Here is a 26,226-nt window from a genome sequence, read left to right on the forward strand (position 1 = left end):
TACATAGATGAAATATGATTCGCTTTCGTCATAGCTTGAGTGCACGCAAGCCTGACCGAGGAGCCCAAATGGCCGCCAAAGACACCGACGACACCAAATCCGACGCGCAAAGCGACGACGCCACCTCTTTCGACATGAGCCAAGCCGCCGTGAAACGGATGATTGCCGAGGCGCGCGAACGTGGTTTCATCACTTACGACCAACTCAACAAGGTGATGCCGCCCGAACACGTTTCGGGCGATCAGATTGAAGATGTGATGTCGATGCTCTCCGAAATGGGGATCAACGTGATTGAGGCCGACGAGGCCGAGGAAGAAGAAAACCAATCGGGCGGCAGCGGCGGTGAAGTTGCGACGACCGATGCAGGCTCGCGCGAAGTCGCGGTTTCCACCACCAGCAGCGAGGCGCTGGATCGCACCGATGATCCGGTGCGGATGTATCTGCGCGAGATGGGCTCGGTCGAGCTGCTGTCGCGTGAGGGTGAAATCGCGATTGCCAAGCGCATTGAGGCGGGTCGCAACACGATGATCGCGGGCCTGTGCGAAAGTCCGCTGACCTTTCAGGCTATCACGATCTGGCGCGATGAACTTCTGAATGAAGAAATTCTGCTGCGCGACGTGATCGACCTTGAAACTACCTTCGGCAATTCGCTTGACGAGGAAGAAGAGGAACCCGTCGCCGCCCCAGTGGTGGATGGCGCCGCTCCCGCGCAAGAGGAAAAATCGTCGGAGCAGGAACTGGACGCCGATGGCAACCCGATCCAGGCTGATGATGACGATGAGGATGAGGGCGCAAACCTGTCGCTTGCCGCGATGGAAGCCGCGCTGAAGCCGAGTGTTCTTGAGACGCTTGAAATCATCGCAAATCACTATGGCGAGCTGGCCGAGATGCAGGATCTGCGGATGTCGGCAACGCTGAATGAGGATGGCTCCTTCTCGGTGAACGCCGAGGCTGCGTATCAAAAGCTGCGCTCGGAAATCGTTGAGCTGGTGAACGCGATGCACCTGCACAACAACCGTATCGAGGCGCTGATCGACCAGCTTTACGGCATCAACCGCAAGATCATGTCGATTGACTCCGGCATGGTTAAGATTGCTGACCAGGCCCGCATCAACCGTCGCGAATTCATCGAAGAATATCGCGGCTACGAACTTGATCCGACTTGGGTCGAGCGGATGCAGGAAAAATCCGGTCGTGGCTGGCAGATGCTGTTCGAGCGCTCACCTGAAAAGGTAGAGGAGCTGCGCGCTGAAATGGCGCAGGTCGGGCAATATGTCGGCGTCGATATTTCCGAATTCCGCCGCATCGTGAACCAAGTGCAAAAGGGCGAGAAAGAGGCCCGTCAGGCCAAGAAGGAAATGGTCGAGGCCAACCTGCGCCTCGTGATTTCGATCGCCAAGAAATACACCAACCGCGGCCTGCAATTCCTTGATCTTATTCAAGAAGGTAACATCGGTCTGATGAAAGCCGTCGATAAGTTCGAATATCGCCGCGGCTATAAATTCTCCACCTATGCAACGTGGTGGATTCGTCAGGCGATCACGCGTTCTATCGCCGATCAGGCGCGCACGATCCGCATTCCGGTCCACATGATCGAGACGATCAACAAGCTGGTGCGCACCGGGCGTCAAATGCTGCATGAGATCGGGCGCGAACCCACCCCCGAAGAATTGGCCGAAAAGCTGCAAATGCCGCTTGAGAAGGTGCGCAAGGTGATGAAAATCGCCAAAGAGCCGATCTCTCTTGAAACGCCCATCGGCGACGAGGAAGACAGCCAGCTTGGCGATTTCATCGAGGATAAGAACGCCGTTCTGCCGCTGGATTCCGCAATTCAGGAGAACCTGAAAGAAACCACGACCCGCGTTCTGGCCAGCCTGACTCCGCGCGAGGAACGTGTCTTACGGATGCGCTTTGGCATCGGGATGAACACCGATCACACGCTCGAGGAGGTCGGTCAGCAGTTCAGCGTGACCCGTGAACGTATCCGCCAGATCGAGGCGAAAGCCCTGCGCAAGCTCAAGCATCCCAGTCGGAGCCGCAAACTGCGCTCGTTCTTGGATCAATAAGAATTGCGCCCCCGCGAGGGGGCGTTTTCAATTCTCGAGGGTGAAATGAAAGCTCTGATGATTGCCGTTTCGCTGGCATGCGCATCGTTCGCAGGCATGGCGCAAGCGGATGCAAAAAAGCAGTTTTACATCCCCGATAAACCGGCAGGGTTAATTTACCTCTTTACCTGCAAGGCTGCCTCGAAAGATGAGGTCGCCGCCAGCTGGGCGCAGGCTCGCATGGTTTTTGAAAGCAAATATCGCGCCACAGCCGCCAAGCTTGAGCTTGAAACCAAGGCGCAGCGGGCCACGGGGAAACTGCCAAGTCAAGAAGAGATGGCAGATCACGATGCGCGGTTTAAGGCGCATAAACACGATCTTGACGCTGATCTTGCGCGGTTCGGCTGCCACATGGACGGGCTGATGCACATGCCCTAAGCGGCGTGGCATGATCCGACTTTCGCAATGCCCATGCGGCTGCTACCCTTGCCAAAATCCAGACGGAGCCTGCAAATGACCCGCTTCTTTCTCGTTGCCCCCCTTCTTCTCGCTGCATGCCAGATGGACGGCATGTCCTCGCCCGGCGCGCCGCGCATGGATCAAGAGGGCACCTGTTTTCTCTATGTGATGGACGAGGGGAATGAGCGTTATACGCTAGTATCAGGCGTCGGTGATGGCACCTCTACACCCAAGGCGATGGTCAAGAAGGGGCTAACGGCGAGTGCGCTTGACGCCGCTTGGGCGCGCGAGCGCAAGACGATGGATATCAATCCCGAATGTCTCGCGACCGTTGCGACGGATCGCACACAGGCCCGCCCTGCGCCCAAGGCTGAAACCAAACCTAAGATCTAATGCACCGCGTTTTTGAGATCGCAACGCGTGGCCCGGGCCTGTATGAGTTCACCCGCGAGGTCTCCGCTTGGGTTGCGCAGTCCAATTGTGACGAGGCATTGCTGACCTTAATAGTGCGACACACCTCGGCAAGCTTGCTCATTCAGGAAAATGCCGACCCAGAAGTGCGCAGCGATTTAACGGAATTTTTCCATCGCCTCGTTCCGCCTACCAGCGATCCAGCGATGGCCTATCTGACCCACACCTACGAGGGGCCAGACGATATGCCAGCCCATATCAAGGCGGCGCTGTTGCCGGTGAACTTGCAGATTCCCGTCATTTCTGGTCGCTTAACGCTTGGAATATGGCAGGGAATTTACCTTTTCGAACATCGCACCGCACCCCATCGTCGCGAGGTAGTGGCGCTATTGCGCTGAGTCCGTCCGGCCACATCTTGCCGCCATATCTAGCGGGATCACATTTTTTCTACCCAAACCTTTGGGGCTGGGCTAAGGTCTTGTGGATAAGCGGGGCGTAAAGACCCTAGATAGAGGCGGGACAAGGAAAAAGGGGGATGCCATGCGCTGCCCATTTTGCGGAAATGCTGATACTCAGGTGAAGGACTCGCGTCCTGCTGAGGACTATGTTGCCATTCGTCGGCGCCGGTTTTGTCCGGCTTGCGGCGGCCGATTTACAACCTATGAACGTGTGCAACTACGCGATCTGGTGGTCATCAAGAGCTCTGGCAAGCGCGAAGATTTCGATCGCGACAAGCTGGAACGCTCGATCCGGATCGCGATGCAAAAACGTCCGGTTGATCCCGAGCGCATCGATCAGATGATCTCGGGGATCGTGCGCCGTCTGGAAAGCATGGGCGAAACCGATATCTCCTCCAAGGTCATCGGTGAGATCGTGATGGAAACGCTGGCTCGGATCGACACCGTCGCTTACGTACGTTTTGCCAGCGTTTACAAGAACTTCCAAGAAGCAGACGATTTCGATAAATTCGTCTCTGAGCTGCGCCCGCCGATTGGTGGTGACGGCGAGTGAGCGAGGCCGACAGTCGGTTCATGCGCCTCGCGCTTGGGCTTGCGGCGCGGGGCTTGGGCAATGTGTGGCCAAACCCGGCGGTGGGCTGTGTGATCGTGAAAGACGGTCGTATTGTCGGGCGCGGATGGACGCAGCCCGGCGGTCGCCCCCATGCCGAAATTCGCGCGCTGGCGCAGGCGGGCGCTGCGGCGCAAGGCGCCACCGTCTATGTCACGCTGGAACCCTGCGCCCATCACGGCAAGACCCCGCCCTGCGCCGAGGCCTTGGTCGCGGCGAACGTTGCCCGCGTCGTCACGGCGCTTGAAGATCCTGATCCGCGCGTCAAAGGGGCGGGTCACGCCAAGCTGCGCGCGGCGGGTATCGCCGTTAGCGAGGGTGTTCTTGAGGGGCAAGCCCGCGCCGCACAAGCCGGGTTTTTGACGCGGATCACCAAGGCGCGTCCTTGGATTGCGCTAAAACTGGCCACAAGTTTTGATGGTCGGATCGCGACGGCCAGCGGTGAAAGCCAGTGGATCACCAGCCCGCAAGCGCGCGCTCATGTGCATGCTCTGCGGGCGCAGTTTGATGCGGTCATGGTGGGCGGAGGCACGGCGCGTGCCGATGATCCGCTGCTGACCGTGCGCCATTTCCACCCCAAGCGCGCGCCGGTGCGTGTGGTCGCGAGCAAGGCGCTTGATCTGCCGCGCAAGGTGTTGGCGGGCTCAGTTGATCAAGCGCCTCTTTGGGTGTTGCACGGGCCGGATGCACCGGTTGAGGCGCGCGGTTTTTGGTGTGGAGTCGGGGCAGAGTTAATTGAGGTTCCCGTTGATAAACAAAACCTTGATCTCAAATCAGCGATGGAGGCTCTCGGGGCGCGCGGCCTTACGCGGGTGTTTTGTGAAGGCGGCGGGGCCTTTGGTGCGGCGTTGCTGCGTCAGGGGGTGGTGGACGAGTTGATCGGCTACACCGCCGGACTTGCGCTGGGATCAGAGGGGCGGGCGGGCTTAGGCGCGCTCGGTCTTGATCGCCTCGGCGATGCGCCACGTTTCGATCTTGTGGAAAGCCGCGCGATCGGTGGCGATCTGTATCACCGTTGGTTGCGCCACACCCAAGCGTAAGAGGCAAATACTCCTTGCAGTTTTGCGAGGCTCCGGTTGAACATTCCGGGGCGCGGCAATGATCCGGCTGCCAAGCGTTCGACCGCCACCTCAACCGAGCAGGGCAGACCACTGACCGGGTCGCGATAGCGCGGATAGGCGATCAGCGCGGCATAGGCCATTTGCACCAAGTCGGGGCGCGCCGTGCGGCGCGCAGGGACGTCCCCAAGATCGCGCGTTAGCCCCCAGCCTGCATAGAATGGTGCGCCCGTCGTGGTGACGACCTTGCCGCGCAGCAGTGCCTCAAAGCCCAAAAGCGACGTCATCGTCCAAACCTCATCCACCGCATCAATCAAGGCGACGGGATCGCATTTGTGCAAGACGACATCGGCATGTTTAAGCGCGTCTTCGTCACTCAGAAGGCCGGGACGGAGTCCTGCCTCAACATCGGGGTGAGGTTTGAAAAGGATAATCGCATTGGGGTTTTCTGCCCGTGCTTTCGCCAGCAACATCGCATTTGTGCAAATTGTGCCCGCTCCAAGGCGAATAGAGGCATCGTCTTCGACCTGTCCCGACACCAAAACCAGATGCCCTTCAGGGAGATCCGGGATATCGCCGCCAAGGTTGTATTTAGACAATCTCGTCTCGCGTAGCCGCGCGATCAGCCGCTCGGCGCGCGCCCGCCCGCCGGGGGGCGGTTCTCGCGCGATGAGGGCTTCAAGGTCGCTTGGCTGTGTTGGATCATAGTAAATCCCGCTGTGATCCCGGATCAGTGAAATCGGCGCGATAAGATCGGCACCCAGCCCGCGTGAGCGCAAGAAACCGTCTTCCAGCTTGACTGCGCCCTCAGCTTGCGCGTCGCTTAACCGCGAGGCCCAGCAGAGATAGGGGCGGAACGGATCTGCGGATGTGCCAAAGCGCACCGGGCCGTGACGTCCAAAGAACTGGCGCAAATGCGCGCGCTTCCACAAAGACATCTCGCCCATGTCATAGCCCGCGCGGTCTTCGCGCCAGGCGCGCACCTCGGCCTCAAGGTGGTCTACAGCCTCCTCAAAACTGCAGATACGTCCCTCGCAGGGGCTGAACCATGTTGGTGCAAGGATATGGGACACCGCGAAAATCTGCGCCCGCGTCAGTTTGCGCTCACGGCGTGCGATCGGGTTTTCATCCTGGGTTAGGCCCCAGCCGGCATAGAATGGCTGCCCGAAGACTCGCGGTTTATGCCCGGCCAAAATCGCCTCATAGCCCATCAAGGACGACACGGTGTAAACCGCGATTGCACCTTCAAGCAGCGCCCAAGGAGAAATGGGAGCGTCGCAAATCTGAGTATTGGCGTCGCCGCTTTCCCCGTCATAATGACCCGCTCTATGCCCGTCGCGTGTTTCGGGATGGGTCTTGATAAGGATCGGGGCACCCGGATTTTCGATCCGCGCCACGGCCAGCATTTCGCGAAACATCGCCTCGGAACCGCCCCCATGGATGATCGAGGCATCGCCGCGCGTCTGATCGATCACCAACACGTAGCCGGGGGGAGGGGGGGGCAGATCAGGGTCGAAATTGTTGTATTTTGACAAGTTTGACGCCTGAAGACGGGCAATTCCATCGCGTGCACGTTGTAAAATGGCATTGTCATCAAGGGGCGCAGTCGCAAGGAGGCGCTCAATCCGCGAGGGCGTGGCGCTGTCAAAATGCACGCCTTCGGGGTCAATCAACAGCCCAAGCGGTGGTTCGCCCGAGCGACCGGGATGGATTGAGCGCAAAAACGCATCTTCAAGTCGGACCAGCCCGGCGCCGTATTTCGCGGCAATCGCTTCTCCGCGCGCGGCATAGGGTGAGCGGCCCCAGACCATGACCTGATCGTCGGGCTTGGGGAAACCAATGCGCAGTTGATAGCCTGAAGCGCGCAAAATTGCGCGTAGGCGCTTTTGGCGCAACACGCCGCCGTTATAAAAGAACAGCCGCCGGGACAGGTGTCCGGCGGCTGCTGAATCGCGGGATGCGCCCATCAGTTCCCGGCGAGGCTATTGAGCGTTGAAGCCGTGCCCAGCGGAGCCGTCAATGCAGACAACGTTTTCTGCCACTGCACGAAGGGTGCCTCGGTGACATAGACCGTATCGCCGTCGCGGATCGCGAAATCGCGCGCCATGAACATGCCATTGGGCTCGGTCAGATTGAGCACATAGATCATGCGCTGATCGCCGACCAAATCGCTACGACCCAGAACTTTCATAGCAATATCTGCGGGTTCATTGCGCAGCACAAAGACGCCGGTCGGATCGGCAAGGTTGGATTGCAAGCCGCCGACGGTCGCGATCGCCTCAAGCGCCGAGAGCGTTTGCGTCTCGAACGGAACGCGGGCCTGACTGCCTGTCGCACCAAGGGCGGTGAAGGCGCGCTGGTCTTTTTCAACCAAGATCACGTCATTGGCGCGTAGCGCGATGTCCATTTTTGGATTGTCATAGAGGTCTTTAAGCCAGACGGACTCGGCGAGCTTTCCTCGCTTGACGGTAATCCGTGCCACCTCGGCGGGGATCGACACACCACCGGCGCGCGCTAGCATGGCTGACAACGTGCGCGTGGGCCGTTCAATCGCGTAAACGCCTTGGCCGTTGATCGAGCCCATCACCGAAACGGTCGCACCATCGCCAGCCGTGCGGGTGACGAGCACCTGCGGGTCGGGTGTTTGCGCGTCAAGTTTCGAAGTGATGATGCGGCGCAGCGCATCGGGCGTATTGCCCGAGGCCTTGATGCGACCAGCATAGGGCACAAAAATATAGCCCGCGCCATCGACCTGCACCTCTTGCAACTGCGTCGCGTTCGTCCCTTGACCCGCCAGCAGGCCATCATCGACGTTCTCCCAAATCGTCAGGCTAAGCGTGTCGCCCGGACGGATTGTGTCAGACCCGATCGGCCCGGCATTGATGAAGTTCGACGAGAATCCAAGGGCGGGTTGCACAGCCGTTTCGCGGGTCACGAAATCATTTACCTTAACGACAAAGGCATCGCCTTTGCGCATCACGGATCCGGCAAAAATTTCACGCTTGTTGGGGCCGGGACGCGGCAAACCACAAGATGCTGTAAAAAGCGTCGCGGAAAGGCCCGCCAAAACGGTCCTTCTGGTTGTATGTCCTGTCACTGCTCGAGCTCCTCTTTCGGGATGCTGCCTTGTTGTTTTGCAGCCATGCTACTCAAAAAACTGGGAAAAAACCAGATAAACTATTCAACCACGCGCAACTGTTGCCGAGCTGCCGCTTTGCCTTGTGACAGGGCGTCATAGGGGTCTTCGGCGGCGAGGATCATGTCCACAACCTGACGCAGCAACGCACGTCGTCCCCGCGCGGAATAAAAGCCACCGGGCACCTGACTGGTTTCAAGCAGGTAGTGGCGGTAATCGCGATAGGCGCGCGCATCGGGGCGGGTCGGGGCGCTAAAAAACGCCGCGATCGGTTGCGCCGAGGTAAATTCCGGCTTGTCAAACACGGCACGCCCGAAACATTTCACCGGCAGGCCGCGCCAAAGCGCCTGTTGCGCTGCGGTGGAATTCACCGTCACCGCCGAGCGCGCCTGCGAGAGCAGCCCCGCCAATTTGCCGCCGCGCACGAAATGCACCCGCTCGCCCAGGCCCAGCCGGTCTGCAGCAGCTAAAATAGCGGCGCGGATCGGGGCGCGGCCATCCTCTAACGGATGGGCCTTGAACACGAGGTGATGATGGCGCGGCGCGCCTTTGGCAAACCCCTCCATCACGGTCTCGATGAACTCGGTCTGCGAGCTGAACTGCGAATGCATCTGAAAACTGGCGTCATGTTCCAGTTGCAACAGGACCAGATGATAGGGAAAGCCGCCATATTTGACGCGCGCCGTCGCGATCTTGCGTTCCATCATGTGAACGGGCAGCAACATCAACCGATTGAGCCAAAGCCGGAATTCCGCAAAGACCGACAGGCTGCGATGGGGGCGGAATTTGCGATAGGGGCCGTTTCGCGCCATCACGAAGAAATGGTAGAGCGCGCCGTAGAAAATATGGTGGCGTGTGTCGCCCCAACGCGGCGGGGCATCGGGAAACTCGATCTCCATCTGCGCCAAAGCCGCGCGCATTTGCGCCACGCTCATCTCCATCAAGCGCGAATGACCGTTTGAACCGCCGCGTTCATAGCTGACCCAATAGGGGCGCAAATACCCCTCTTCAAAGACATGCACGGTCAGCCCCGCCGCGCGCGCCGCCGCGACCGCTTGGGCGTGGATCGGGCGCGTGTCACCATAAAGGACCAGATCAGTGATGCCCTTTTCTGCAATCAGCTTGGCGCATTGGGCTGCCCAGTCGTCAGGCGCACCCTGAAACCGGATCAACGAGTCAGGATCGAACCAGAAATTCTCGTCACCTTTGTTGAAGCTGACGCGCCAAACCGTAGCCCCGGCTGCGCGCAGCATCTTGCCCAACTGGTGAAAGAAAGGCCCGTGTGGCCCTTGCAGCAGCAGAAAGTGGCGGTCGGTCGCGGCGATCATCGTCAGTCGAGTCCTTAGCGGTCCGTAGGCAATCGCGCATTTGCGCGATGAAGTCACGCGTAATCCCCTGTTTTTCGCAGCGTGTTACGGCAATATTAGGGCATAAACGCGAAGATGCGGTTAATTGCTGCAGGGTCTATGCGTGTGCGCAACCTTGCAGCGGGGCCGTGCGCGGGCTAGGTGAAACCCGCAATCTGAGGGGAGAGACCGATGTTTACCGGGATCGTGACCGATATCGGCGAGGTTTTGGAGCTAGAGCAGCGCGGCGACTTGCGCGCGCGCATCGCCACGCAATATGACGTGGCGGGCATCGAGATCGGCGCGTCAATCGCGTGTGATGGCTGTTGCCTGACCGTGATCGCCACCGGCAGCGTGCCGCAGAACTGGTTCGACGTTGAGATTTCGGCTGAAAGTCAGGCGAAAACCAATATCGGCGGGGGCGGCAATGATCGCAGCGGCGGCTGGCAGGTTGGCAAGAAGGTCAACCTCGAACGCGCGCTGAAGGTCGGTGATGAACTCGGCGGGCATATCGTCTCGGGCCATGTCGATGGCGTGGCGCAGATCGAGGCGATGGTGGATGAGGGCGACAGCACGCGCTTTACCTTTCGCGCACCGCCCGGACTGGCAAAATATATCGCGCCCAAAGGGTCGGTTGCGCTTAATGGCACCTCGTTGACGGTGAATGAGGTTGATGGCGACACGTTTGGCGTCAATATCATTCCCCACACCAAACAGGTCACGAATTGGGGGCAGGCCAAGGCTGGCGACCGCATCAATCTCGAAATCGACACGCTCGCGCGCTACGTCGCGCGGCTGCAGGAGTGGCAGGCATGAACACGCCCAAACCAGTGGATAAATCCGGCACCCATGACGTTCCCGGCGCGGTAGAGGAGAGCCTGCGCGATGCGATCTCGCCGACCGAGGACATCATCGCCGAGGCTCGCGCGGGCCGCATGGTGATCCTGGTCGATCACGAGGATCGCGAGAATGAGGGCGACCTGTATATCCCGGCTGAGAAATGCACCCCAGAGGCGGTGAATTTCATGGCCACGTTCGGGCGCGGTTTGATCTGTTTGCCGCTGACCGCCGAGCGGGTCGATCAACTGGGACTGCCCCCGATGGTGCGCGCCAATTCGATGCGCCACGAGACCGCGTTTACCGTCACGATTGAGGCGCGCGAAGGCATCACCACCGGCATCTCGGCGCATGATCGCGCTCAGACTGTTGCTGTTGCGATTGACCCTGCAAAGGGCGCGCAGGATCTCGCGACACCGGGGCATGTGTTTCCGCTGCGCGCGCGCGAGGGCGGCGTGTTGGTGCGCGCTGGTCATACCGAGGCAGCGGTCGATGTCGCGCGTCTGGCGGGGCTGAAACCCGCCGGTGTGATCTGCGAGATCATGGGCGATGACGGCCATATGTCGCGCCTGCCTGAACTGATTGCGTTCGGCCAGAAACACGGCCTCAAAATTGGCACGATTTCCGACCTGATCGCGTATCGGCGTCGTCACGACAATCTGGTGCGCGAAGTGGCGCGTCAGCCCGTGACCTCCAGCCATGGCGGCGATTGGGAAATGCGTGTCTTTACCGATCAGGCCGAGGGCGTGGATCACATCGTTCTGGTCAAGGGCGACATCACCACGCCTGATCCGGTGCTCGTGCGCACCCATTCGCTGAATGTGCTCGATGATGTGCTGGGCATCGGCCCCGGCCCGTCTGACGAGGTGCGCCGCGCGATGGAGATCGTCGCGCGTGAGGGACGCGGGGCGGTCTGCCTGTTCCGCGACCCGTCTGCCAAGCTGCTGCGCGAGGAAGAGCAGGGGCCCCGCACGATCAAGCAGATCGGTCTTGGCTCGCAGATCCTGTCATCGATGGGGCTGCACGATCTGATTTTGCTGACCGATAACCCGCAAACAAAATATGTCGGCCTTGACGCTTACGGGCTGCGCATCGTGGGCACGCGCCCGATTACGGAGGGCTGAAATATGGCTTCTAGCGAAACCCATCACATCCTTGATTTGCCCGAGTTTGACGGCGCGCCGCGCCTGTTGATCGTCGTGGCGCCTTATTACAAGGACATCGCCGATAATCTGGTCGCAGGCGCGCGCGCCACGGCTGAAAAAGCGGGCGCGTATGTCGATCTGATCGAAGTGCCCGGCGCGCTGGAAATTCCTACCGCAATCGCAATGGCTGCGCGCATGGCCGATTATGACGGCTTCGTCGCGCTGGGCTGCGTAATCCGGGGCGAGACGACCCATTACGACACGGTCTGCAATGACAGCTCGCGCGGCTTGACGCTGCTCGGCCTTGAGGGGATTTGCGTTGGCAACGGGATCCTGACGGTCGAAAACTACGATCAGGCAGCCGTGCGTGCCGATCCCGAGGATCAGAATAAAGGCGGCGGTGCGGCGGCTGCGGCCTTGCATCTCATCTCATTGTCGCGCAAATGGGCGCGCCGGACGAAGGGCATCGGGTTCAAACCCGCTGAGTCCTTTCGCATCGCCGGCAAGCCAGACGGATCGAACCAAGCATGACTGAGCACAGCGCCCAAGACACCCCGAAACCGCGCAAACCCACGCTGGAAGAAAAGCGCCAGATGAAATCTGCGTCGCGGCTCTATGCCGTGCAGGCGCTGTTCCAGATGGAGGCCGCAGGGCAGGGCGCAGATCGCGTGCGCGCCGAGTTTGAAAACCACCGCTTTGGCGCGACCTATGAAGATCAGGGCGAGATGGCCGAGGGCGATACCAACCTGTTTCGCCGCCTGATTGACGATGCGGTGATGTGGCAGGGCAAGATCGACAAAGCGACGGATCTGGCTTTGGTGGCGAAATGGCCGATTGATCGCATTGATCCGGTGTTGCGCGCGTTGTTTCGCGCCGCCGGGGCGGAACTGGTGACCCCGGCCACGCCCCCCAAGGTCGTGATCACCGAATATGTCGATGTGGCGCGTGCTTTCTTTCCTGATGGGAAAGAGCCTAAATTCGTGAATGCGGTGCTTGATCACATGGCCCACGCCTTGCGCCCCGAGGCGTTCTAAGCCCGTTTTGCGACCACATGCCACGGGCTGTTTGTCGCCGATTCAGGGGGTTTAAACGAATCCCCTCTATCAATCGATCAAATCTGCGCTACTCTTAGGATAAGCTAAGGGGGTACTCATGCCTGAACTCGTTCGTCTTTATATCAAGAATGTCATCTTCGGCTTTTTCATTGCGCTCGCTTTCGTGGGCCTGTTGCTTTGGTTCAATGTTGGCAATCTGTGGCATCTGATTTCCACCTCGGACATCGGCTATATTGCGGTGGCGCTGTTGGTCGTGTTCAACACGGTGGTGTTCTCGGGCGTGCAATTCTCGATTGCAGTGATGCGTATGGGCTCTGATGATGAGGGATCATCGGGGGGCAAGCGCGACGCGATCCCCACGACGCAAGCGGCAGAGCGCTTGGCGATCCGTATTCCGGTCGAAGAGGGGCGCACACGGCGCCAGCTTGATCAGCAAATTAAGCGACCGCGCTAAAATCTCGCGCCCGCGTTAGACGTCACGCAAAAAGCCCCGCCGGTTTGGTCGGGGCTTTTTGCTGCGCTCAACACGCATAAGTGACGGAAACCGCAGCAACCGTGGAGACGAGAGTTCCCGGAGACCTGAAAAGTCAGGTGGGTGCCAGTTAACGAGGCCAGGGCCACGACAGAGCCAGCCCCCTCAGGAATGGTATAGGCCACTGGAAAAGGGTCTATCACGCATCGAGCAGTAACCGTCGATCTCACAGATAGGCGCGCGCGGGTGATCCGACAAGGGGCATCTCTCACGTCAGCAAAGTGCCGCCACTGCGACACCTTGGCACTTTAGCGCGATGGATGCGCCCCTTACTCTGGCGCAATTACACAGCGCAAACAGGATGATAGCATGACCGAGATTGAGACAGCGCAGGCCCGGCCTGCGCGCGCGGGCATTGGTGCGGTATTGGAACGGATCTGGCGCGTCGAAGCGCTGCGATACGAGGTTCTAGCGGCGTTTCTTTTGCTGCCCGTTCTGGTCGCAGGCCATGCGCGTGCGATTGATTATGTGCTTTATGTATTGTTGGTCGCGGCGCTTTTTGCCGCGGAAATGTTTCGCACGCTGTCTGAGGATTTGCTGCGCCTGATCCCGCCAGAAGGTTTGGCGCAGGCGGCTATCATCGCGCGCGGCACCAGCCTTGGGACGGTGATTCTGCGGGCCTGTGTTGTGGTTCTGCTGGGCTGGGTCTTGCTGTTTTAAGTGCGCACGCTGGTCGGGGGCTGGACAGATGTTCGCGTTTCGTTCATCCTGCTGGGATGATGATGCAAACGCCCCTTTCGGATCTCGCTCCCGGTCAGATTCTGGCGCGTGGCATGGCGCGCGCTTTGTCCGATCTGCGCTATGACAGCCTGCCCGAAATGAAGCTGCGCCCCCGCCTGCGCGCCGATCTGATGGCGCTGGGCCATAAGGGCGAGATTTGGATCATCGAGTGCAAATCAAGCCGCGCGGATTTTCGCGCCGACAAGAAATGGCAAGGCTATCTGGAGTGGTGTGATCGCTATTTCTGGGCGGTGGATAGCGATTTCCCGACCGATCTGCTGCCCGAGGAGACGGGGCTGTTCATCGCCGATGGCTATGGCGGCGAGATGATCCGCGAGGCCCCGTTTCACAAACTCGCCCCCGCCCGGCGACGCACGATCACGCTGGATTTTGCCCGCGCCAGCGCAAGGCGGTTGCAGCAGGTGTGCGATCCGGGGGGCGTCGGCCTTTAGCGCTTGCCGGGTTTGTTCTTCGTCTCACGTGCGGCTTGCGCGGCAGCTTGCAGTTCTTCGGCGATCTCATCGGCCTCGTCAGGGTCGAAATCGAGTGGCAATTCAATGCCATCGCCCTCGACATATAGCCGCACCATCCCCAAAGAGGTCGGCCCGATCTGGATATTGGCGGCGGTGTCGCTTTGTTTGTCGATGCCCATGCGATCTCTCCTCGTCTGCGGAACGGAAATCTCAGGTAACGCCGCGCGCGCAATCTCGCAAGCCCCGCAGGCATTTTCCTGAAAAACCGGGCTTGCAATCTCTGCGCGCTCGGTCTATCTCCCCGCCAATGCCGCCTTAGCTCAGTTGGTTAGAGCGCTGGATTGTGGATCCAGAGGTCCCCCGTTCAAGCCGGGGAGGCGGTACCATCCCCCCTCGATTTCTTGTTGCTCGACAGATCCGGCGCTTGGTTGCCTCGGCTTTGCATCGGCAAAACTGTGTCAATTTGGCATCAGATAAGGCGTTCAACCGCGCGGATGACCGAAATATGACGTTTGCAGGGAACGAAATATTCACATTCGGGTTCGACAATACGAGCATTGGAAATACATCGACATCAGGGGCAGCGCCTCTGAATTGCGAAGCGATAGGATGGGTTTTGACAGTAGCGCGCAAAATTGACATCGGCAGCGAATGCAAATGCTGCAAAGTACTGATTGCCGAAGATGAGGCGATCGTTGCTCTTGATCTGCAAATGATGATTGAGGATTTGGGCGCGCGCGTGCTTGGGCCCTGCGCCACAATGCGCGCCGCGATGACGCAAATCGCCCAAGATCTGCCCGATGCGGCAGTTCTAGATGTCATGCTTGCGGATGGCGAAGTGTATGAGCTGGCGGATCGCTTGCGCGATGCAGGCGTGGCGCTGGTGTTTCATTCGGGTCATGCCGATCCTGCGGAATTGCTTGAACGCTACCCCGAGGCCTCGGTTTGTCCCAAGCCTGCCTACCCGTCAGAGATCGAAGCCAAGCTGGAAGGCGTTTTGCACGCCCATTCCCAGACAGGCATGCAGGCGGGGTTGCCGGGCTAGCCCCTAGATTTCTTGGTTTTCCAGATGGTCACCAAAAGCGCGCATCGCCCGGCTGATGTGGTGGTCGCGATGGCGCAATGCGTAGAACGCGCGCGGTGGCAGCGTCACGCCCCAATCATGCAGCGCCCCTGTCGTAAGCGAGCGCGCGATGACATGCGCCGACAGAATCGTTAGCCCTGCACCCGCTTCAACCGCGCTCAACACCGCCTCGTTTGAGGGCAGCACCAGCGCCGCCTCGGCCACCTCGGATGGCACGCCAAGCCCGGCCATCGCGGCCTGCGCATGGGATCGCGTGCCTGATCCTGCCTCACGCAGCACCCAAGGCCGCGCCACAAGGCTCGATTGGCGCACGGGCTGCTCGGGGGCAGGGTGCGCGCAGACAAGACGCATCCGATCCGCCCCAACCTGACGGCGCACCAGTTGCGGCTCATCAATCTCTCCCTCGACAAAGGCCAGATCATAGCGCCCCGCGCGCAATTGCGCGGCGGCCTCCTCGCTATTGCCAATCGCCAGCGTGAAGGTGATCCCCGCAAAGCGGGAGCGAAACGTCGCCAGATGAGCGGGCAGCCAGTAGCCCGCGATGGTCTGGCTTGCGATCATGCGGATATGGCCGCGCGCAAGGCCCCGGGTTTCGGCCAACGCGGCCTCGGCCTCGGCAAGCTGGGCCAGCACCGCGCGCGCTTCGGGCAAAAAGGCGCGCCCTTCTTGGGTCAAGGCAATACCGCGCCCGACCCGATCAAACAGCTTTACCTCATGGCGGTTTTCCAGCGCCGCAATTGCCGCCGATGCCGTCGATTGCGTCATGTTCAAGACCTGCGCGGCGCGGGTCATATGCTCCATCTCGGCCACGGTGACGAAGACGCGCAATTGTTCAGGGGTCATCGGTGGGCTCACTCATCGTAAATTTCGATCATATTAACAAAAACCTTTTGTTTGAACAATGAGTGTATCGGCGCGATTTAAGCCCAAGCACGCAAGACCGCTGCCGATATAAGGACACCTGAGATGGCACTCGAACTTTCCATGCCCCAAATGCTGCGTCACCCCCATATCCAACTGCGCAACATCGCGCCCGGCGTGGTTTTAAGCGCGGGCGTTGGCGCGCTGGCGGTGTTGGGAGGGCACGCCGAGAACATGTTGTTTGGTGCGCAGTGGCTGGAGCCACTGGTTCTGGCGATCCTGTTTGGCGCGGTGCTGCGCACGCTTTGGAAACCGGGTGCGCAGTTCAGCGCGGGTATGCGCTTTTCTGCCAAGACGATATTGGAGGTCGCCATCGTGCTTTTGGGCGCGTCGGTGAGCGCGCAGACGTTGCTGGCGGTCGGGCCTGAGTTGCTGATCGGGATCGTCGCGGTGGTCGCTCTGGTTGTGCCCGGTTCGTATCTGCTGGGGCGCGCCCTTGGGTTGCCCGCGCGCATGTCGCTGCTGATCGCGTGCGGTAACGGGATTTGCGGCAACTCCGCGATTGCCGCCGTCGCGCCGGTGATTGAGGCCGATAGCGATGATGTCAGCGCCTCGATTGCCTTTACCGCCGTGCTGGGTGTGGCGGTTGTGCTGGGGCTGCCGTTTTTGGGAAAAGTGCTGACGTTGCCCGCCTTTCACTACGGTGTTCTTTCCGGGCTGACGGTCTATGCGGTGCCCCAAGTGCTGGCTGCTGCCGCGCCGATGGGCTCCGCGGCGATCCAGATCGGGACGCTGGTGAAACTGGTGCGCGTGCTGATGCTGGGGCCGATTACGGTGGTGCTGTCGCTGCTTGCAGCGGGACTGCCGGCCGAGGGGCGCCGGATGCGCGATACGTCGGATGTGGCACCGCCGTCTACACGGAAACACTTTATGCCGCCGCTGTTTATTCTCGGGTTTCTGGCGATGATCGCGCTGCGCTCGTTCGATGCGATCCCGCAAGTTGCACTCGCTCCGATGGAGCAAGCCGCGTCGATCTTTACCGTCATCGCGATGGCGGCACTGGGGCTGGGGGTCGATGCGCGCGCGGTGGCAGCGGCGGGGCCGCGTGTGATTGCGACGGTGACGCTGTCGCTGGTGCTGTTGGTCGTGCTGGGGCTGGGGTTGCTGATGCTGATCGGCGGCTAAAAGCAAAAAGAAAACCGCGCGCCGCAAATCGGGCGCGCGGTTTGTGTTTTAAGCGGTCTCCAAGACTTAGGCCTGCGCGGCCTCCCACATGCCCTGCGCTTGCACCTTCTCATAGGTCTCATCCAGCGCCTTGCGCGCGCGTTCGATCAACAGGTCAATCTCGGCGCGTGAAATCACCAGCGGCGGCGAGATAATCATCCGGTCCCCGACATGGCGCATCACCAAATTATTGGCAAAACAGCGCTCGCGGCAGATCAAGCCGACCGTGCCCTCCTTGGCGGCAAATTTTGCCCGGCTCGCCTTGTCCGGTGTCAGCGCGATCGAGGCCATCATGCCCACGATCTTGGCCTCGCCCACCATCGGATGCTTGGCCAGCGCCTCCCATTTCGCTTTCAGATAGGGGCCGGTATCGCTGCGCACGGTGTCGACGATCTTCTCGTCTTGCATGATGCGCAGGTTTTCCAACGCCACCGCCGCAGCGACCGGGTGGGCGGAATAGGTGTAGCCATGCGCGAATTCATCGCTATTGACCACGCGCGCGACCTCATCCGAGACCATCGAGCCGCCAATCGGAAGATAGCCCGAGGACAGGCCCTTGGCGATGGTCATGATATCGGGGCGCAGATCGAAGGTCTGGCTGCCAAACCAGTTTCCAGTGCGCCCAAAGCCGCAGATCACCTCATCGGCGATGAACAGGATGCCGTATTTATCAAGGATGCGGCGGATTTCGGGCCAGTAGCTATCGGGAGGCACGATCACGCCGCCCGCGCCTTGCACGGGTTCGGCGATAAAGGCTGCGACCTTGTCCTCACCGATTTCGAGGATCTTTTCCTCAAGCTCGCGGGCACGCATCAGCCCGAACTCTTCGGGGGTCATGTCGCCGCCCTCAGACCACCAGTCAGGCTGGTTGATATGGGCGATGCCGGGGATCGGCAGGCCACCCTGCTTGTGCATCCCCTTCATGCCGCCAAGGCTGGCCGCGCCCATCGTCGAGCCGTGATAGCCGTTCCAGCGCGAGATCACGACGCTCTTTTCCGGCTTGCCCTTGAGCGCCCAGTACACCCGCACCATGCGCAGGTTGGTGTCGTTGGAATCCGATCCCGAGCCGTTGAAAAACACATGGTTCAGGTCGCCCGGAACGATCTCGGCCAGCTTGGCGGCCAGATGGATCGCAGGCGGGTGGCTGGTTTGGAAGAAGGTGTTGTAAAACGACAGCTGGCGCATCTGACGCGCGGCCACTTCGGCCATTTCCTCGCGCCCGTAGCCGATATTGACGCACCACAGCCCGGCCATCCCGTCGAGGATTTCGATGCCATCGCTATCGGTCAGATACACGCCATGCGCGCGTGTAATAATGCGCGCACCCTTGGTGTTGAGCTCATCGCCATCGGTGAACGGATGCAAATGGTGGGCGGCGTCGAGCGCTTGCAACTCGGCGGTGGGCAGATGGTTTTCCGACATGGGAGCATCCTTTAATAAGGGAAAAGGGTGGGCAGGTCGCGGCGACTCTCGGCGCGACTGTCTGCATCCAGATAATATGATCAAATTTGCGAGGTCAAGAAACCTTCGATGTCTCAGTGGCGACATTGCCTTTGGTATCAAGTAAAACGGCGCGGATATTATCCATGCCCTGCGCGATATCCTGTGCGATCGCGAGTGCCGCCGCGTCACCATCGCCAGCACGCAACGCAGCAATCGTTTCCTGGTGTTTGTCGGGCAGATGCTGAGTGCCATAGCGGCCGCAAATCACCCGCAGCGAGGGCGAGGAGCGCAGCCAGAAACTGTCCACAGCGGGCAGTAAAATGTCCGATTGCGCCGCGCGATAGAGGGTCATGTGAAAGCGGTAATTTGATTGCAGATAGCGTTTCACATCGCCCCGCTCGATCGCCAGATCCAAGGCCGCGTCGATGGCGCAAAGATCCGAAATCAGCGCGGACGTGACGTTTTTTAAGGCCATGCGAGCCAGTTCCGGTTCCAGTGCCATGCGCGCGAACCGCAACTCATCAATCTGGGGCAGGGTGAGCACGGGAACCGAGACCCGCCGGTTGCCCTGAAAATGCAGCGCCCCTTGTGAGGTCAGCCGCCGGATCGCCTCGCGCACGGGGGTAGTGGAGCCGCCCAAAATCTCGGCCAAACCCTGAATTGTGACGGGTTGGCCGGGCGCAAGATCGCCGCAAAGAATCATATTGCGCAGCGCGTCATAGATGTTCAGATGCGCAGGTCGCTTGTCTGTTTCGATGCCTGTCACCTGCCACCCTCGCATTTGCCAACTGCCCGAAAACGCACCTGTTCCTTGAAAAATCGGGGCACCATCGGACAAGAATGGGCCTTGACGCGGAAAGATGCTTGATTTGATCAAATAATGCCGCAAGGCTGTCGTGTAAAGAACAACCAACAGGGAATGAAGATGCTTAAAACGCTCATACCAGCCGCCCTTCTTGCGATGTGTGGCACGATGGCTGCCGCCGAAGAGGTGCGCGTCTATAACTGGTCCGACTATATCGACGAGTCGCTGCTGAAGAAGTTCGAAGACGAGACCGGCATCAAACTGATCTACGACGTTTTTGACTCCAACGAGGTGCTGGAAACCAAGCTGCTGTCAGGCAATTCGGGTTATGACGTCGTTGTGCCCACCGGCTCGTTCATCGAACGTCAAATTCAGGCCGGCGTGTTCCAAAAGCTCGACTATTCCAAGCTGCCCAACTCGAAATACCTTTGGGACACGATCAAAGAGCGCACCGCGCAATATGACCCCGGTAACGAATATTCGGTCAACTACATGTGGGGCACAACGGGCCTTGGCATCAACATCGACAAGGTCAAAGAGGTCATGGGCGATGATGCGCCCGTTGACAGCCTGTCGCTGGTGTTTGACCCCAAGAACATGGAAAAGCTGCAGAAATGCGGCGTGATGATGCTGGATGCGCCGACCGAGATGATCCCGGCCGCGCTGCGCTATCTCGGTGAGGATCCGAACTCCAAAGACCCCAAGGTGATCGCCAAGGCAGAGCCAGTGCTCGCGGCTATCCGCCCCTATGTGCAGAAATTCAACAGCTCGGAATATATCAACGCTCTGGCCAATGGCGACATCTGCGTGGCCTTCGGCTGGTCGGGTGACATTCTGCAAGCGCGTGATCGCGCGGATGAGGCCGATAACGGCGTCCATATCGCGTATCACATCCCCAAAGAGGGTGCGCTGATGTGGTTTGACCAGATGGCGATCCCGGCCGATGCGCCCAATCCCGAGGGCGCGCTGAAGTTCCTCAACTTCATGATGGATCCGCAAAACGTGGCCGCCGCGTCGAACTATGTGAACTACGCCAACGGTAACAAGGAATCGCAGAAATATCTCGACAAGGCGGTTCTGGATGACCCCGCGATCTACCCGGATCAAGAGACGATGGACAATCTTTACACCGTCACGGCCTATCCGCCGAAAGTGCAGCGGATCGTGACGCGCCTGTGGACCAAGGTGAAATCGGGCACCTGAGCCACGCACTGACTTGCCGCGCCGGTTTCAGTCCGGCGCGGTTTCCGTTTCCCCCTTCTAACGCACCGAGGTCCGCATGGCGCAGGTAAAGCCGCAAATCGTTTTTGACCCCTGGAACGACCCCGAGGCCAAGCCGCTGATCGAATGTCGCTCTATCACCAAACGGTTTGGCGATTTCACTGCCATCGACAATATCAATCTCAATATCTACGAGAAGGAATTCTTCGCGCTGCTGGGGCCTTCGGGCTGTGGCAAGACCACTTTGATGCGGATGCTGGCAGGGTTTGAAACGCCGACCGAGGGAAAGATCACCATCGACGGGCAAGACGTGGCGCAGGTGCCGCCCAACAAGCGCGCAGTGAACATGATGTTTCAAAGTTACGCGCTGTTTCCCCATCTTTCGGTCTGGGAAAACATCGCCTTTGGCCTGAAACGCGAACATGCCCCCAAGGATCGCATCGAAGAGCGCGTTGCCGAAATGCTGCGTCTCACGCGGCTGGAGAAATTCGCGCGTCGCAAGCCGCACCAGATTTCGGGCGGGCAGCGACAGCGGGTGGCGCTCGCGCGAAGCCTTGCCAAGGCACCCAAACTGCTGCTGCTGGATGAGCCGCTGGGCGCGCTGGACAAAAAGCTGCGTCAGGACACCCAGTTCGAGCTGATGGATATTCAGGAACGCACGGGCACGACCTTTGTGATCGTTACCCATGATCAGGAAGAGGCGATGACCGTCGCCTCGCGCGTTGCGGTGATGGATGCGGGCGAGATCATGCAGATCGCCACGCCTGCGGATATCTATGAGCAGCCGAACTCGGTTTACGTTGCGGATTTCATTGGCGATGTGAATATCATCGAGGGCAATGCCTCCCCGATGGCCGGTGGTCCCGAAGGTGCGATCAACATCGCTTACGCCGAGGGGCAAGACCCGGTGCAGGCCGTCGCGACGACCCCGGTGGCCGAAGGGGAAAAGGTGTTTTACGCCATCCGCCCCGAGAAGATCACCGTCAGCCATCAACCCGATCCCGACCGCGCCAACCACGCTTTCGGCAAGATCATCGACATCGCCTATCTGGGCAATATCTCGACCTATCGGGTGCAATTGGCCAGCGGCAAGCTGATCTCGGCGACGATGACCAATTCGCGCAGACTAACGCGGCGCGCCTTCACTTGGGAGGATGAGGTCTGGCTCAGCTGGACGCGCACCGCCGGCGTTGTGTTGACGAAATAGGGGAAAGCACATGAACCTGCGCCGACTCGTTCTGATCTCCGTGCCCTATCTGTGGCTTGTGGCGCTGTTTCTGGTGCCCTTCCTGATCGTGGTCAAAATCTCGCTTTCGACCACGGCCATCGCGATTCCGCCCTACACGCCGACGCTGGATCTGGCGCAGGGCTGGGCGGGGTTCAAAGACTTTCTCAGCCAGCTCAGTTTTGACAATTTCACCTTTCTCACGCAGGACGATCTGTATTGGAAAGCCTATCTGTCGAGCCTGAAAATCGCGGCGCTCTCGACGCTGTTCACGCTGCTTGTCGCCTATCCGATTGCCTATGGCATGGCGCGCGTCCCCGATGAGTGGCGCCCGACGCTGCTGATGCTGATCATCTTGCCGTTCTGGACCTCGTTCCTGATCCGCGTCTACGCGTGGATGGGGATTTTGTCCGATGAGGGGCTGCTTAACCAGTTCCTGATGTGGCTGGGGGTGATTTCCTCGCCGCTGCACATCATGAACACCTCGAAGGCGGTCTATATCGGCATCGTTTATACCTATCTGCCCTTCATGGTCCTGCCGATCTATGCGGCGCTGGATAAGATGGATGAATCGCTCAATGAGGCGGCGGTCGATCTGGGGGCGTCGCGGCTGTCGTCGTTCTGGCTGGTGACGCTGCCGATGTCGCGCAATGGCGTGATTGCGGGGTGTTTTCTCGTCTTTATCCCGGCACTTGGCGAATATGTGATCCCGCAGCTTCTGGGCGGGTCGCAAACGCTGATGATCGGCAAGGTGTTGTGGGATGAGTTCTTTTCCAACCGCGACTGGCCCGTCGCCTCGGCGGTGGCAGTGGTGCTGCTGGTGATCCTGATCGTACCCATCGTGCTGTTCCAGCGTAACCAGCAAAAACAGCAGGAGGCCGAGTCATGAATAAACGCCTGAGTTGGTTCAACGTCACCTCGCTGTCGCTTGGTTTTGCGTTCCTTTATCTGCCGATGTTGATCCTGATTTTCTATAGTTTCAACGAGTCGAAACTGGTCACGGTCTGGGCCGGGTTTTCGACGAAATGGTATGTTGAGCTGATGCATGATCAGCCCTTCCTTGATGCGGCTTGGGTGACGCTGAAGGTCGCGGTCAGCTCGTCAACGCTGGCCACGGTGCTGGGCACGATGGCGGCGATCACGCTGGTGCGGATGGGCCGGTTTCCGGGGCGCACGCTGTTTTCGGGCATGATCTATGCGCCGCTTGTGATGCCCGATGTGATCACTGGTTTGTCGCTGTTATTGCTGTTCATCGCCATCGGTCTGGACCGCGGTATCTTCACGATCATGCTGGCGCATACCACGTTTTCGATGTGCTACGTTTCGGTCGTGGTGTCCTCGCGGCTGCTGACCTTTGATCGCTCGCTTGAAGAGGCGTCGATGGATCTGGGGGCCTCGGGCTTTACGACATTCCGGCTGGTGACTCTGCCGATCATCCTGCCTGCGGTCATCTCGGGCTGGCTGCTGGCCTTCACGCTGTCGCTGGATGATCTGGTGATTGCGTCATTCACCACGGGGCCGTCGTCGACCACGCTGCCAATCAAGATTTTCTCGGCTGTGCGGCTTGGCGTGTCGCCCGAGATCAACGCGCTGTCGACCCTGATGATCACGGTTGTCGCGGTGGGCGTGGTCAGCGCCTCGCTGGTGTCCAAACGCGCGATCCTCAAACAGCGCCGCGAGGAACAAGAGGGCGAACGGGTGTGAGCGCGCCGCACATCGCCGGGCGGATATATGAACCCGCAGCCTACGCCGCCAACTCGCTAGAGGGCTGTTATTGGGTGCAAACCGCGCCCGACACGGCCAGTTATCCGCATTTCGACGGTGAGGGCACGGTCGAGTTCGCCGTGATCGGCGCGGGCTTTACCGGCCTGTCAGCGGCGTTGCGGCTGGCCGAGGCGGGGGCTGATGTCGCCGTTCTGGATGCGCACCCACCGGGTTGGGGCGCGTCGGGGCGCAATGGCGGGTTTTGCTGTATCGGTGGGGCCAAGGCGAGCAGCGCGCAGATTGGCGCACGTTACGGCGCGGCGGAGGCCGCCAAGTTTCACGCCGCCGAACGGGCCGCGATTGAGTTGGTGTCCGAGCGCATCACGACGCTTGGCCTGTCTGTGGATCGCCACTCGCAAGGCGAATTGCAACTGGCTCACAGCCCCAAAATGTTTGCGCAGATGCGCGCTGAGGCCGCGAAACTCAGCGCGACCTACGGCACTCAGACCGATCTGATCGCACCCGGCGATCTGGCGAGGATGGGGCTGAACGCGCAGGGCACGCATGGAGGCTTGCGCCTTGATCTGGGCTTTGCGCTGAACCCGCGCAAATACGCGCTGGGCTTGGCGCAGGCGGTGCAGGCGCGCGGCGGGCGCATCCATAGCGATAGCGCGGTGCTCTCGATTGCGCGCGAGGGTGAGTATCATGTCCTGACCACCGCCCATGGCCGCTTGCGCGCCCGTCATCTGCTGATGGCGACCAACGGGTATTCCTCGGATACGGTGCCGCGCTGGATGCGGTCGCGCTATCTGCCGCTGCAATCCTCGGTGCTGGTGACGCGCCCGCTAAGCGACGATGAAATTGCCGCGCAGGGTTGGTCAAGCGATCTGATGGCCTATGACTCGCGCAATCTGCTGCATTATTTCCGCCTGATGCCGGATCGCCGGATGCTGTTCGGGATGCGCGGCGCGGTGCGCTGGACGGCCGCGAGCCATCACGCCCATCGCGCCGCCACGCGCGCCCACTTTGATGCGATGTTCCCCGCGTGGCGCGCTGTTGAAACACCGCATTTTTGGTCCGGTCTGGTATGTCTGGCGCGCGATCTGGTGCCGTTTGTGGGGGCACTGGGGCAGGGGGAAAACGCCTATGCCGCCTTTGCCTATCACGGCAATGGCGTGGCGATGGGGTCGTGGAGCGGCGATCAGATGGCGCGGCTTGCGATGGGCCAGCCGACCGATCTGCCGAACTTCTTTCAGCGCAGCCCGCAGCGCTTTGAGCTAGGCCCATTGCGCCGCCTTTCGCTGCCACTGGCGCTGCTGCAGTATCGCCTCAAGGACGCGCTCAGCTAACGCAGCGCCCCCGCGGCCTGTTGTCACCCATGCGTCTTGCAGCCTTGCCCGGCGCATGCTCGCCCCCTAGATCAAGGTCACGTCCTTCCTTCGCGATTGGTGATGCCCGTGACGACTGCAACCCTGACCTATCTGGCGCTTGCGCTTATCGTCTTTTTCGGCGCGCGTTGGCTGGTGCATCTGGCGCTGCTGCGCGGGTTGGCAGCACCGCGGTTGGCCCATGAGGTTACCCCAGCGGACGTGGGACTGACGTTGCAAGATACGCAGGAAATCCGCCTGCCCGGTCCCAATGGAAAATCGCTGTTTGCTTGGCTCGTTCTGCCCGACACACCCGGCCCTCATCCGGCGGTTCTGGTGATGCATGGCTGGGGGGCGAATGCGGCGATGATGTTGCAGATCGCGCCGCCGCTGCGCGCGGCGGGCTATGCGGTGCTGTTTGTCGATGCGCGCTGTCATGGCCAAAGCGAGAATGAGCGGTTTACCTCGATGCCGCGTTTTGCCGAGGATATCGGCGCAGGGCTGGCCTATCTGCGCACCCGCCCCGAAGTTGATCCCGATGATATCGCGCTATTGGGTCACTCTGTGGGGGCGGGGGCCGTGCTGCTGTATGCCGCCCATCACGATGATATCCGCGCGGTGATCAGCCTGTCGGCCTTTGCGCATCCGCGCGAGGTGATGCGTGCATGGCTGACGCAATATCACATCCCGTTTCCGGTGATCGGCAGCTATATTCTTCGCCACGTTGAACGCGTGATCGGCGCGCGCTTTGATGACATCGCGCCGATAAACACCATCACCCAAGTCAAATGCCCGGTGCTTTTGGTGCACGGGCGCGAGGATACCAGCGTGGCGTTCAATGATGCGCTGCGCCTGCAAGCCGCCCAGCCCGCAGCGCAGCTTTTGGCGGTGTCGGGCGATCACGATCTGCGCGAAACCCTGCGTCCGCATGGCGATGAGCTGGTGGCGTTTCTGGATCGTGCCTGCAAGCCCGCGATGCAGATGCGCGTGGGCTAAGGTTGCAAGAT

At 60.2% G+C, this 26,226-nt stretch carries 28 protein-coding genes, 1 tRNA gene and 1 other RNA gene; 22 read left to right on the forward strand and 8 right to left on the reverse strand.

Annotated elements, in window-relative coordinates; all coding sequences use genetic code 11:
* Window positions 1–68 precede the first annotated feature (68 nt).
* From rpoD to ribD, 6 genes are all read left to right on the forward strand, one after another.
* The gene (gene rpoD / locus DT23_RS13890; RefSeq protein WP_038132171.1) at window positions 69–2,066 is read left to right on the forward strand and encodes an RNA polymerase sigma factor RpoD; all 1,998 of its coding nucleotides are present in this window, start codon (window positions 69–71) and stop codon (window positions 2,064–2,066) included.
* Between the two features lie 45 nt (window positions 2,067–2,111).
* Entirely contained in the window at window positions 2,112–2,483 is a 372-nt protein-coding gene (locus DT23_RS13895) for a hypothetical protein (RefSeq protein WP_038132173.1), read from the forward strand.
* 75 nt (window positions 2,484–2,558) lie between these two features.
* The gene (locus DT23_RS13900; protein ID WP_038132175.1) at window positions 2,559–2,897 is read left to right on the forward strand and encodes a hypothetical protein; all 339 of its coding nucleotides are present in this window, start codon (window positions 2,559–2,561) and stop codon (window positions 2,895–2,897) included.
* Complete coding sequence (locus DT23_RS13905) at window positions 2,897–3,313, forward strand: secondary thiamine-phosphate synthase enzyme YjbQ (RefSeq protein WP_038132177.1); 417 nt, start codon at window positions 2,897–2,899, stop codon at window positions 3,311–3,313. Before DT23_RS13900 ends, DT23_RS13905 begins: the two co-directional genes overlap by 1 nt.
* A 142-nt stretch (window positions 3,314–3,455) precedes the next feature.
* On the forward strand, window positions 3,456–3,926 hold the full coding sequence (nrdR, locus tag DT23_RS13910) for a transcriptional regulator NrdR (RefSeq protein WP_038132180.1): 471 nt from the start codon (window positions 3,456–3,458) through the stop codon (window positions 3,924–3,926).
* Window positions 3,923–5,023, forward strand: a complete 1,101-nt coding sequence (gene ribD / locus DT23_RS13915) for a bifunctional diaminohydroxyphosphoribosylaminopyrimidine deaminase/5-amino-6-(5-phosphoribosylamino)uracil reductase RibD (RefSeq protein ID WP_081847190.1) — start codon at window positions 3,923–3,925, stop codon at window positions 5,021–5,023. Before nrdR ends, ribD begins: the two co-directional genes overlap by 4 nt.
* Here the strand turns inward: ribD and DT23_RS13920 are convergent.
* The 3 genes from DT23_RS13920 to DT23_RS13930 form a co-directional block, all read right to left on the reverse strand.
* Window positions 4,993–7,008 carry a capsular polysaccharide biosynthesis protein gene (locus DT23_RS13920; RefSeq protein WP_038132182.1) on the reverse strand — a complete coding sequence of 672 codons (2,016 nt, stop codon included), beginning with the start codon at window positions 7,006–7,008 and terminating at the stop codon, window positions 4,993–4,995. The genes ribD and DT23_RS13920 overlap by 31 nt on opposite strands.
* On the reverse strand, window positions 7,008–8,018 hold the full coding sequence (locus DT23_RS13925) for a polysaccharide biosynthesis/export family protein (RefSeq protein ID WP_081847202.1): 1,011 nt from the start codon (window positions 8,016–8,018) through the stop codon (window positions 7,008–7,010). Before DT23_RS13925 ends, DT23_RS13920 begins: the two co-directional genes overlap by 1 nt.
* 200 nt (window positions 8,019–8,218) lie before the next feature.
* Window positions 8,219–9,505 (reverse strand): capsule biosynthesis protein, encoded by a 1,287-nt coding sequence (locus DT23_RS13930; protein WP_038132185.1) that lies wholly within the window; start codon window positions 9,503–9,505, stop codon window positions 8,219–8,221.
* Between the two features lie 210 nt (window positions 9,506–9,715).
* Between DT23_RS13930 and DT23_RS13935 the strand changes: the two genes are divergently transcribed.
* The 5 genes from DT23_RS13935 (at window position 9,716) to DT23_RS13955 (ending at window position 13,014) form a co-directional block, all read left to right on the forward strand.
* Window positions 9,716–10,339 (forward strand): riboflavin synthase, encoded by a 624-nt coding sequence (locus tag DT23_RS13935; RefSeq protein WP_038132187.1) that lies wholly within the window; start codon window positions 9,716–9,718, stop codon window positions 10,337–10,339.
* The gene (gene ribB, locus DT23_RS13940) at window positions 10,336–11,484 is read left to right on the forward strand and encodes a 3,4-dihydroxy-2-butanone-4-phosphate synthase (protein WP_038132189.1); all 1,149 of its coding nucleotides are present in this window, start codon (window positions 10,336–10,338) and stop codon (window positions 11,482–11,484) included. Before DT23_RS13935 ends, ribB begins: the two co-directional genes overlap by 4 nt.
* Window positions 11,485–11,487: 3 nt before the next feature.
* Window positions 11,488–12,036, forward strand: a complete 549-nt coding sequence (locus DT23_RS13945) for a 6,7-dimethyl-8-ribityllumazine synthase (protein WP_038132191.1) — start codon at window positions 11,488–11,490, stop codon at window positions 12,034–12,036.
* Window positions 12,033–12,539 (forward strand): transcription antitermination factor NusB, encoded by a 507-nt coding sequence (nusB, locus tag DT23_RS13950; RefSeq protein ID WP_051697306.1) that lies wholly within the window; start codon window positions 12,033–12,035, stop codon window positions 12,537–12,539. Before DT23_RS13945 ends, nusB begins: the two co-directional genes overlap by 4 nt.
* Window positions 12,540–12,657: 118 nt before the next feature.
* Window positions 12,658–13,014, forward strand: coding sequence for a hypothetical protein (locus DT23_RS13955; protein WP_038132193.1), 357 nt, complete (start codon window positions 12,658–12,660; stop codon window positions 13,012–13,014).
* A gap of 83 nt (window positions 13,015–13,097) precedes the next feature.
* Here the strand turns inward: DT23_RS13955 and ssrS are convergent.
* Window positions 13,098–13,252: non-coding RNA, 6S RNA (gene ssrS / locus DT23_RS18820), on the reverse strand.
* Between the two features lie 149 nt (window positions 13,253–13,401).
* On the opposite strand from ssrS, the gene DT23_RS13960 reads away from it, so the two are divergent.
* Together DT23_RS13960 and DT23_RS13965 are read left to right on the forward strand one after the other, a co-directional pair.
* The gene (locus DT23_RS13960; protein WP_038132195.1) at window positions 13,402–13,752 is read left to right on the forward strand and encodes a diacylglycerol kinase; all 351 of its coding nucleotides are present in this window, start codon (window positions 13,402–13,404) and stop codon (window positions 13,750–13,752) included.
* Between the two features lie 59 nt (window positions 13,753–13,811).
* Entirely contained in the window at window positions 13,812–14,264 is a 453-nt protein-coding gene (locus tag DT23_RS13965; RefSeq protein ID WP_063139695.1) for an MmcB family DNA repair protein, read from the forward strand.
* On the opposite strand, the gene DT23_RS13970 is transcribed toward DT23_RS13965, so the two are convergent.
* Window positions 14,261–14,464: a DUF6324 family protein gene (locus DT23_RS13970; RefSeq protein WP_038132198.1), complete on the reverse strand. Its 204-nt coding sequence runs from the start codon at window positions 14,462–14,464 to the stop codon at window positions 14,261–14,263. The genes DT23_RS13965 and DT23_RS13970 overlap by 4 nt on opposite strands.
* Before the next feature lie 130 nt (window positions 14,465–14,594).
* Between DT23_RS13970 and DT23_RS13975 the strand changes: the two genes are divergently transcribed.
* Window positions 14,595–14,671: transfer RNA gene (locus DT23_RS13975), tRNA-His, on the forward strand.
* A 230-nt stretch (window positions 14,672–14,901) separates the two neighbouring features.
* Complete coding sequence (locus DT23_RS13980; protein ID WP_240473627.1) at window positions 14,902–15,330, forward strand: response regulator; 429 nt, start codon at window positions 14,902–14,904, stop codon at window positions 15,328–15,330.
* Window positions 15,331–15,333: 3 nt separating this feature from the next.
* On the opposite strand, the gene DT23_RS13985 is transcribed toward DT23_RS13980, so the two are convergent.
* Window positions 15,334–16,212: a LysR family transcriptional regulator gene (locus DT23_RS13985; RefSeq protein ID WP_038132199.1), complete on the reverse strand. Its 879-nt coding sequence runs from the start codon at window positions 16,210–16,212 to the stop codon at window positions 15,334–15,336.
* Between the two features lie 123 nt (window positions 16,213–16,335).
* On the opposite strand from DT23_RS13985, the gene DT23_RS13990 reads away from it, so the two are divergent.
* Window positions 16,336–17,415, forward strand: a complete 1,080-nt coding sequence (locus DT23_RS13990; protein ID WP_051697307.1) for a YeiH family protein — start codon at window positions 16,336–16,338, stop codon at window positions 17,413–17,415.
* A 66-nt stretch (window positions 17,416–17,481) separates the two neighbouring features.
* Here the strand turns inward: DT23_RS13990 and DT23_RS13995 are convergent, their stop codons facing one another.
* Together DT23_RS13995 and DT23_RS14000 are read right to left on the reverse strand one after the other, a co-directional pair.
* On the reverse strand, window positions 17,482–18,876 hold the full coding sequence (locus DT23_RS13995) for an aspartate aminotransferase family protein (protein WP_038132202.1): 1,395 nt from the start codon (window positions 18,874–18,876) through the stop codon (window positions 17,482–17,484).
* 94 nt (window positions 18,877–18,970) lie between these two features.
* Window positions 18,971–19,663, reverse strand: coding sequence for a GntR family transcriptional regulator (locus tag DT23_RS14000; RefSeq protein WP_338064226.1), 693 nt, complete (start codon window positions 19,661–19,663; stop codon window positions 18,971–18,973).
* A 159-nt stretch (window positions 19,664–19,822) separates the two neighbouring features.
* Here DT23_RS14000 and DT23_RS14005 point away from each other — a divergent pair, with 159 nt between their 5' ends.
* From DT23_RS14005 to DT23_RS14030, 6 genes are all read left to right on the forward strand, one after another.
* A complete protein-coding gene (locus DT23_RS14005) occupies window positions 19,823–20,905 on the forward strand; it encodes a polyamine ABC transporter substrate-binding protein (RefSeq protein ID WP_038132345.1) in 1,083 nt (360 codons plus the stop codon).
* A 76-nt stretch (window positions 20,906–20,981) separates the two neighbouring features.
* On the forward strand, window positions 20,982–22,130 hold the full coding sequence (locus DT23_RS14010; RefSeq protein ID WP_038132204.1) for an ABC transporter ATP-binding protein: 1,149 nt from the start codon (window positions 20,982–20,984) through the stop codon (window positions 22,128–22,130).
* A 16-nt stretch (window positions 22,131–22,146) separates the two neighbouring features.
* On the forward strand, window positions 22,147–23,037 hold the full coding sequence (locus tag DT23_RS14015; RefSeq protein WP_038132347.1) for an ABC transporter permease subunit: 891 nt from the start codon (window positions 22,147–22,149) through the stop codon (window positions 23,035–23,037).
* Complete coding sequence (locus tag DT23_RS14020) at window positions 23,034–23,852, forward strand: ABC transporter permease (protein ID WP_038132208.1); 819 nt, start codon at window positions 23,034–23,036, stop codon at window positions 23,850–23,852. Before DT23_RS14015 ends, DT23_RS14020 begins: the two co-directional genes overlap by 4 nt.
* The gene (locus DT23_RS14025; RefSeq protein WP_038132209.1) at window positions 23,849–25,201 is read left to right on the forward strand and encodes an NAD(P)/FAD-dependent oxidoreductase; all 1,353 of its coding nucleotides are present in this window, start codon (window positions 23,849–23,851) and stop codon (window positions 25,199–25,201) included. The genes DT23_RS14020 and DT23_RS14025 overlap by 4 nt, the downstream gene beginning before the upstream one ends.
* 108 nt (window positions 25,202–25,309) lie before the next feature.
* Window positions 25,310–26,215 (forward strand): alpha/beta hydrolase family protein, encoded by a 906-nt coding sequence (locus DT23_RS14030; RefSeq protein WP_205618245.1) that lies wholly within the window; start codon window positions 25,310–25,312, stop codon window positions 26,213–26,215.
* Window positions 26,216–26,226: the final 11 nt, after the last annotated feature.

The organism is Thioclava indica, assembly GCF_000714545.1.
In the GTDB taxonomy this organism is placed as follows: domain Bacteria; phylum Pseudomonadota; class Alphaproteobacteria; order Rhodobacterales; family Rhodobacteraceae; genus Thioclava; species Thioclava indica.